This is a genomic window from Ruegeria sp. ANG-R (assembly GCF_000813985.1).
Taxonomy (GTDB): domain Bacteria; phylum Pseudomonadota; class Alphaproteobacteria; order Rhodobacterales; family Rhodobacteraceae; genus Ruegeria.
In genome coordinates, this window is sequence record NZ_JWLJ01000012.1 from 105733 (window position 1) to 113376 (window position 7644).

Below are 7644 nucleotides of genomic sequence, written 5' to 3' on the forward strand. Positions count from 1 at the left end.
CGGAATGGATCGGAATAAAAAGAGGACCAATGGACTTCACTGGGGCGAAAACCGCATTGTTTCTTGGCAGAGAGTTGCTTGTGATCCAAAGAGACGCAAGGTCGGATATACCGTTTCCGGGGTATCTCGATTTTCCCGGCGGAGGGAAGGAACCCGGCGAAACGCCAGTTGAATGCGCGCTGCGGGAAACGGTTGAAGAAGTTGGCCTGCGGTTGTGCGCCGCCGATCTCATCTGGTCACGGCAATATGGTCAAAGCTGGTTCTTTGTCGCTTTGCGCCCGCCGGAAGATGTCAGCCTGATCCGCTTTGGCGACGAAGGGCAGGGGTGGCGGTTGATGCGCCCGCAAGACTACCTGTCGCATTCGTTGGCCATTCCCAACTTTGTCGCCCGCCTGCGGCATTACTTGTCCGAAACAGGTGCGATCTGAATCGAGGCGCGTTTTCAGAAGAAAACCCCCCGCACGTGCGGGGGGAGGTAACGGACCTCAGGAAGACATGGTCCGTTGGGGAGTGTCTCATAGTTAGAATCGCTCAAATCCGCGATTTTCGATAGCCACAACCGGGACACGTCAAAACTCATGTTTTTCATGTGTGTTTTCGGGCACAGGGGCGGTCTGGCCCGAAAATGTCGAAATTTGACGCTAGGGCAATTGCTTGCGGGTCCTTCCCGCCATGGCTTCCGGTCAATCGATCTAATGGCGAGTCAAAGAATTTAACTCATTCAACACCGCTTCGGCCGCAGCCTTGGGGTCATCCGCTTGGTAGATCGGTCGGCCCACCACGATATGATCGGCGCCATCGCCTATTGCGCTGGAGGGGGTCGCGACTCGTTTCTGATCACCCAGAGCGGCACCGGTCGGGCGCACCCCGGGTGTCACAATCAAGCGGCCTTGGGATTGGGGCAGGGCGCGGATCAACGCGGCTTCCTGAGGGCTGGCGATGACACCATCGGCACCCGCCTCAAACGCCTTGGCCGCGCGTTCGACAACCAGATCCTGTACATCGCCTGCTTTCAAGAGGCTGGCATCCAGATCATCTCTGTTCAACGATGTCAGAACGGTTACTGCCAAGATCTTCAAGTCCTTGCCTGCAGCGCCCTCCTTGGCCGCGCGCACCACGTGCGGATCACCATGCACGGTGAGGAAATCCAAATCGAACTGTGCCAGCCCGCGCACGGCATTCTCGACCGTATTGCCGATGTCGAACAGTTTCATGTCCAGAAAGATGCGTTTACCGTGATCCTGTTTTAGTTCATTGGCCAACGCCAGCCCGCCACCGGTCAACATGCCCAATCCGATCTTGTAGAACGAGACGCTGTCCCCCAGCCGTTCGGCCAATGCCAGCCCCTGCAGGGCGTTCGGAACATCAAGGGCGACAATCAGGCGGTCATCGGACATGGGCGGGCTCCTTTTTGACAAACGCTTGCGTCCTAACGGGTTCCGGGCGATCTGTCCATGCATCTGCGCACGTGATTCAGATCACGTTGCAGACAGTTGGGTATGTTAAGGTCAACGCAAAACAGATCGTCGACCGAATGGAGGGACTTGAAATGAAGAAACTGGTTGTGTTGGGGATGGCAATCGCTCTGGCAGGGTGCGAAGGGGGCAATACCTTATACCCGGAGCCCGATGTCATCGTCGATCCGGCCCCGTTGCCGACGACTGACAACCTGAACCTCGTTCGGGGATACAGATCGGCGGATGACTGGTGCCAGGTCACGGGTGAAACGGCTTTTACCGCCGAGTTTCTTGATCACACGGCTGATTTGGTCTCCTGCCCGACCGGCAGTAACGCCGCGCAGTCGCTCGTCGACACCTATGGGGCCAGACAGGTGGCTGAAACCGGTGGATACACTGTCTATTCGATACAGCGCGAATAGGGCTGGAATCCGTGGTCCAGCCCCTTGAACCGGCGCAGATATTTCCCAAATTGAATGCGAGGCCCAGACCGATGCGTGCCGCCAGGCGGGCGCATCAAAACGGGGCGCTTAGAGAAGGAGAATACTATGGACTTGAACAAGTTCACCGAGCGGGCACGGGGATTCGTGCAGGCAGCGCAGACCATTGCGCTGCGCGAGGGGCACCAGAGGCTGGAGCCCACACATATACTCAAAGCATTGATGGATGACGATCAGGGGCTGGCCAGCAACCTGATCACACGCGCTGGCGGCGCACCGAACCGCGTGGTTGAAGCGCTGGATGCTGCGATGGTGAAAATCCCGAAGGTCAGCGGTGACGCGAGCCAGATTTACATGGACGGCCAGACCGCCAAGGTTCTGGACGAGGCCGAGAAGATCGCCACCAAGGCGGGCGACAGTTTCGTGCCGGTCGAACGCGTTTTGATGGCGCTGTGTATGGTGAAATCCAAGGCCAAAGAGGCATTGGAAGCCGGCGCTGTGTCTGCACAGAAACTGAACGAAGCGATCAACGATATCCGCAAGGGCCGCACCGCAGACACGGCCTCGGCGGAAGAGGGCTATGACGCGCTCAAGAAATACGCGCGCGATCTGACCGAGGCAGCGGCTGAGGGCAAGATCGACCCGATTATCGGGCGCGATGAGGAAATCCGCCGCTCGATGCAGGTTCTGTCGCGTCGGACCAAAAACAATCCGGTTCTGATCGGGGAACCCGGCGTCGGTAAAACCGCGATCGCCGAAGGCATGGCTCTGCGCATCGTCAACGGCGACGTGCCGGAATCGCTGAAAGACAAGAAACTGCTCGCGCTCGATATGGGTGCGCTGATTGCTGGTGCGAAATATCGTGGGGAGTTCGAAGAACGCCTCAAAGCGGTTCTGACCGAGGTCACCGAGGCCGCCGGTGAGATCATCCTGTTCATCGACGAGATGCACACTCTGGTCGGCGCTGGTAAATCCGACGGCGCGATGGATGCCGCCAACTTGATCAAGCCCGCGCTTGCCCGGGGTGAGCTGCATTGTATCGGCGCGACTACGCTGGACGAGTACCGCAAATACGTCGAAAAAGACGCAGCGCTCGCGCGCCGGTTCCAGCCCGTAATGGTACAAGAGCCGACCGTTGAGGACACGATCAGCATCCTGCGCGGCATCAAGGAAAAGTACGAGCTGCACCATGGTGTGCGTATCTCGGACTCGGCGCTGGTCTCGGCGGCGACCCTGTCGCATCGCTATATCACTGACCGGTTCCTGCCCGACAAAGCCATCGATTTGGTCGATGAGGCGGCGTCGCGGTTGCGGATGGAGGTGGATTCCAAGCCCGAAGAACTCGATCAGCTGGATCGTCAGATTCTGCAAATGCAGATCGAAGAAGAGGCGCTAAAGCTTGAGGATGATGCGGCCTCGAAGGATCGTCTGGAAACCTTGCAGAAGGATCTGGCCGACCTGCAGGAGAAATCCGCCGAGATGACTGCCCAATGGCAGGCCGAACGCGACAAACTCGCGGGCGCGCGGGATCTGAAGGAACAGCTCGACAAAGCGCGCGCTGATCTGGAGATCGCCAAGCGTGAAGGCAATCTGGCGAAAGCCGGGGAGCTGTCCTATGGCGTCATCCCCGAGCTTGAGAAAAAGCTGACCGAAGCCGAGAACGCCGAAAGCAACGCCATGATGGCCGAGGAAACGGTGCGCCCGGAACAGATCGCTTCCGTCGTGGAGCGCTGGACCGGTATCCCAACCTCGAAAATGCTGGAAGGTGAGCGCGAGAAGCTGTTGCGGATGGAAGACGATCTGCACTCCCGCGTTATCGGTCAGGATGCGGCGGTCACCGCTGTGGCCAACGCCGTGCGACGTGCGCGTGCCGGTCTGAATGACGAAAACCGCCCGCTGGGCTCGTTCCTGTTCCTCGGCCCGACCGGTGTGGGGAAAACCGAACTGACCAAAGCCGTGGCGAACTTCCTGTTCGACGACGACAATGCGATGGTGCGCATCGACATGTCCGAGTTCATGGAAAAACATGCGGTTGCTCGTCTGATCGGTGCCCCTCCGGGCTATGTCGGCTATGACGAAGGTGGTGTGCTGACCGAAGCCGTGCGGCGCAGGCCCTATCAGGTCGTGCTGTTCGATGAGGTCGAAAAGGCACACCCGGATGTGTTCAACGTGCTGTTGCAGGTTCTGGATGATGGCGTGCTGACCGATGGTCAGGGCCGCACCGTGGACTTCAAACAGACGCTGATCATCCTGACGTCGAACCTTGGTTCTCAGGCGCTGAGCCAACTGCCCGAAGGTGCGGACAGCGCGCAAGCAAGGCGGGATGTGATGGATGCGGTCCGGGCGCATTTCCGGCCGGAATTCCTGAACCGTCTGGACGAGACCATCATCTTCGATCGTCTCAAACGGGCCGATATGGATGGCATCGTCGATATCCAGATGGCACGTCTGCAAAAACGTCTGGCCGCTCGCAAGATCGAGCTGGCATTGGACGATGGTGCCAAGGAATGGCTCGCCAACGAAGGCTATGATCCGGTCTTCGGCGCCCGCCCGCTGAAACGCGTGATTCAACGCGCGCTGCAGAATCCGCTGGCCGAAGCATTGCTGGCAGGAGAGATACGGGATGGCGAGACCGTTCCGGTGACCGCCGGAACCGATGGCCTGATAATCGGTGACCGTCTAGGCACGTCTGAACGTCCGCGTCCGGATGATGCCGTGGTGCACTAACCGACGCTGACCAAACGCAATGGCCTGCCAATCCGGCGGGCCATTTTTTTTGGGCACGTGTCCGGGGCCTCACCCACCTCCGGATTGCCGGCTTTTGCGCATTGCCCGCAATTCTTCGGGTGACAGGCGTGGTCCCGATTGCTCAATTGGTAGTGGTGTCGGTTGAGGCTTGGGCTGGGAGGCCATCAGCGGTTTTTTGGATTCAGCCTGTTCTTTCAAGTGCAGATATCCCAACGCCCCACCGGCGCATTGCAGGCTAAAGGCCCACACGCCGATCAGGACAAAGACGACGTAAAGCGCCAGCAGCGACCAAATCGCCCGGATCGGGGCGGTGCCGCGTGCCATATTGGTGATTTCCTGCAGGTCTCCCGCCAGAGTTTCGGCCATGCCGCTGGCAATCGCCAAGGCGACCACGAGGACATAAAGAATGCTCGCCCCCAAATAGCTGAGGATGGTCAACGCAAACAACGGCCCGAACGAGGCGCGAAAATGGCGGAATGGCGTATAGGGCAGCCCGTCCGGGTCCCGCCCAATGGATGCAGAGGCAATTGGCACCAGCAGGCTGGCGCGAATCGAACAGACTGACAGAAAGACAGCCACCAGTGCTGTCATCGCCGGAATGGCCCAAATCCCTTCCAGATATCCAAGCGCCATTTCTGCGGTTGGATTCAGGTGCAGAATCTCAGGCGAAATCATCATCGTCGAAAACGTGGCCATCAAGCCGAATATCACGGTCATGCCCACGCCCTGTACGGCACCATAAATGGTGGCGGGCAGGATCAGCTTCCGGATGCTGATGCTGGGCCGGACATCCATCGCTTGCAGGCCAAACCGCGTGCCAAGCAGCACCGGAAAGGCGGTGGATGAGGCGATGATCAGGAGGGTTGTGAAAAAAGAGAGTGCCGGGAACAGAAAGCCGATCAGAAATCCAAGCAGCACGCCAACCGCAACATAGAGCGTCAAGCCGATCACCATGACCGGCAGCACCATGGCCATCCGCCAGAAAATTGAAAACGACAGGGGAATAGCTTGGGTAAAAAGCAACGGGAAACTCTCTGATCAACTCTTGGGTGATTTCCAGATAAGCAACTATCGGAAGATGTGCCAGCCGCTTTTGTCGGTTCCGCAGTCTGATGCGCACCAGAGGCAAACGATGCTGATGTTGTAAAAGTGTACATTCCCGCACTGGAAGTGCGTAGATATCGAAAAGGCCTGCATCTACGTTACAATCCGTTCGCTCAATCGTGACGTCTGTTTCCTTGGCTCTGTGATATCAGACCTTACCTCAATCCCGAGGTTAACGGATTACGGAGAACCAAATGGCGCATCGCTGGACCAACAAACTGACGCATGATGACGTCACTCCAAGGGCGGCATTTCTGAACCGGCGGCAGGTGATGGCCGGACTGGCGGGTGTCGGGCTGGCGGGGATATCCAGTTCCGCTGATGCGCAAGAAAGTCTTGAGCCGAATACGTGGGAAGAGATTACCTCGTACAACAATTACTACGAATTCGGGACACGCAAGGACGACCCGAAAAAATATGCGGGCGCTTTGATAACCGAGCCATGGAGCGTCAAGATCGACGGTCTGGTGGATCGACCGGGCGAGTATGATTTCAAAGACATTCTCTCGGAGATGACGATTGAGGAGCGTATCTATCGTTTCCGTTGCGTCGAGGCGTGGTCGATGGTGATTCCCTGGAACGGGTTCGAACTGGCTGACCTTCTCAATATGGCCGGAGTTCAGGAAGGCGCGAAGTACGTGGCGTTTGAAACGGCCTATCGTCCTGATGAAATGCCCGGTGTGCAGTACCCGGTGCTCGAATGGCCCTACCGCGAAGGCTTGCGGTTGGATGAGGCGATGCATCCGCTGACGCTGATTGCAACGGGCATCTACGGTAAGACGATCCCGAACCAGAACGGGGCGCCTCTGCGCCTGGTGGTGCCGTGGAAATACGGGTTCAAGTCAATCAAGTCGATTGTGCGCATAACATTAACCGACACACAGCCACCAACCAGTTGGAACATGGCGGGGCCGCGGGAATACGGCTTTTACAGCAACGTGAATCCGGACGTAGATCATCCGCGTTGGTCACAGGCTTCCGAGCGGCGGATCGGAGGAGGTCTGTTCGCCAAACGTGTACCCACGTTGATGTACAACGGTTACGAGGAAGAGGTCGCCAGCCTTTACGAAGGCATGGATTTGGCGAAAAACTATTGAGACCATGCAGCAATTGAACCAGATTCTACGCCGCATACCCGTGTGGGCCGTTTATGTGCTGGGCGCTCTGCCCGCGCCGTGGCTGTTTTATCTGGGTGTGACTGGTGGCCTCGGGGTCGAACCGATTGAGGCTCTCGAGCATGAATTCGGTGAGCTGGCTCTGCAGCTTTTGATTCTGGGTTTGGCAGTATCGCCCCTGCGGACCTTTGTCGGGCTTAACCTGATGAAGTTCCGTCGCGCGATTGGGGTTCTGACATTTTCATATGTAGCGCTTCACCTGCTGGTCTGGCTGGTTCTTGATGTACAGGTTCCCAGCGAGATATGGGCCGACATCGTCAAGCGGCCTTATATAACGGTTGGCATGGCCGCGTTCGTGTTGTTGCTGCCACTTGCAGTTACATCGAACAATTGGTCGGTTCGTCGCCTCGGCCCGCGTTGGCGTAAACTTCACAAGCTGATCTATCCGGCGGCGCTCTTGGGCGGGTTGCACTATGTTATACTGGCCAAGGGCTTTCAGTTCGAGCCGCTGGTTTATTTGCTGATCATTTTGGGCCTGCTTGCCCTGCGCCTGCCGATTTCGAGTCTTCTGGCACGGTCGCGACAGCCAGATTCTACCTGACCTGGACCCGAGTCTGTGGGTAACTGTGTGAACAAGTGGTCCTGGACCCGGAGTTTTGGCGAACTACGCACTCTTCTGTGGGGTTTGGTTGTCTCCAGCGGTGCGTAATATATTGATAAATAATAATATATTTTGAAGTCCAGATTTTTCTCAATTTTCGTGTTTTTTCTGCTTGCGGT

Annotated in this window: 7 protein-coding genes; 5 read left to right on the forward strand and 2 right to left on the reverse strand. The window is 57.5% G+C overall.

The window, feature by feature from the left end; genetic code table 11:
• The first annotated feature begins 29 nt into the window (after positions 1–29).
• On the forward strand, positions 30–428 hold the full coding sequence (locus tag RA27_RS20900) for an NUDIX hydrolase (protein ID WP_039543560.1): 399 nt from the start codon (positions 30–32) through the stop codon (positions 426–428).
• A gap of 264 nt (positions 429–692) precedes the next feature.
• Here RA27_RS20900 and pyrF read toward each other — a convergent pair whose 3' ends face one another.
• Positions 693–1397: an orotidine-5'-phosphate decarboxylase gene (gene pyrF / locus RA27_RS20905; RefSeq protein ID WP_039543477.1), complete on the reverse strand. Its 705-nt coding sequence runs from the start codon at positions 1395–1397 to the stop codon at positions 693–695.
• A gap of 152 nt (positions 1398–1549) precedes the next feature.
• On the opposite strand from pyrF, the gene RA27_RS20910 reads away from it, so the two are divergent.
• Positions 1550–1879 (forward strand): hypothetical protein, encoded by a 330-nt coding sequence (locus RA27_RS20910; RefSeq protein WP_039543562.1) that lies wholly within the window; start codon positions 1550–1552, stop codon positions 1877–1879.
• A gap of 126 nt (positions 1880–2005) precedes the next feature.
• The gene (gene clpB, locus RA27_RS20915; protein WP_039543481.1) at positions 2006–4624 is read left to right on the forward strand and encodes an ATP-dependent chaperone ClpB; all 2619 of its coding nucleotides are present in this window, start codon (positions 2006–2008) and stop codon (positions 4622–4624) included.
• A gap of 69 nt (positions 4625–4693) precedes the next feature.
• On the opposite strand, the gene RA27_RS20920 is transcribed toward clpB, so the two are convergent.
• Positions 4694–5668, reverse strand: coding sequence for a hypothetical protein (locus RA27_RS20920; RefSeq protein ID WP_152610757.1), 975 nt, complete (start codon positions 5666–5668; stop codon positions 4694–4696).
• 275 nt (positions 5669–5943) lie between these two features.
• Here RA27_RS20920 and msrP point away from each other — a divergent pair, with 275 nt between their 5' ends.
• On the forward strand, positions 5944–6846 hold the full coding sequence (gene msrP, locus RA27_RS20930) for a protein-methionine-sulfoxide reductase catalytic subunit MsrP (protein ID WP_039543488.1): 903 nt from the start codon (positions 5944–5946) through the stop codon (positions 6844–6846).
• A gap of 4 nt (positions 6847–6850) precedes the next feature.
• The gene (msrQ, locus tag RA27_RS20935) at positions 6851–7465 is read left to right on the forward strand and encodes a protein-methionine-sulfoxide reductase heme-binding subunit MsrQ (protein WP_039543490.1); all 615 of its coding nucleotides are present in this window, start codon (positions 6851–6853) and stop codon (positions 7463–7465) included.
• Positions 7466–7644: the final 179 nt, after the last annotated feature.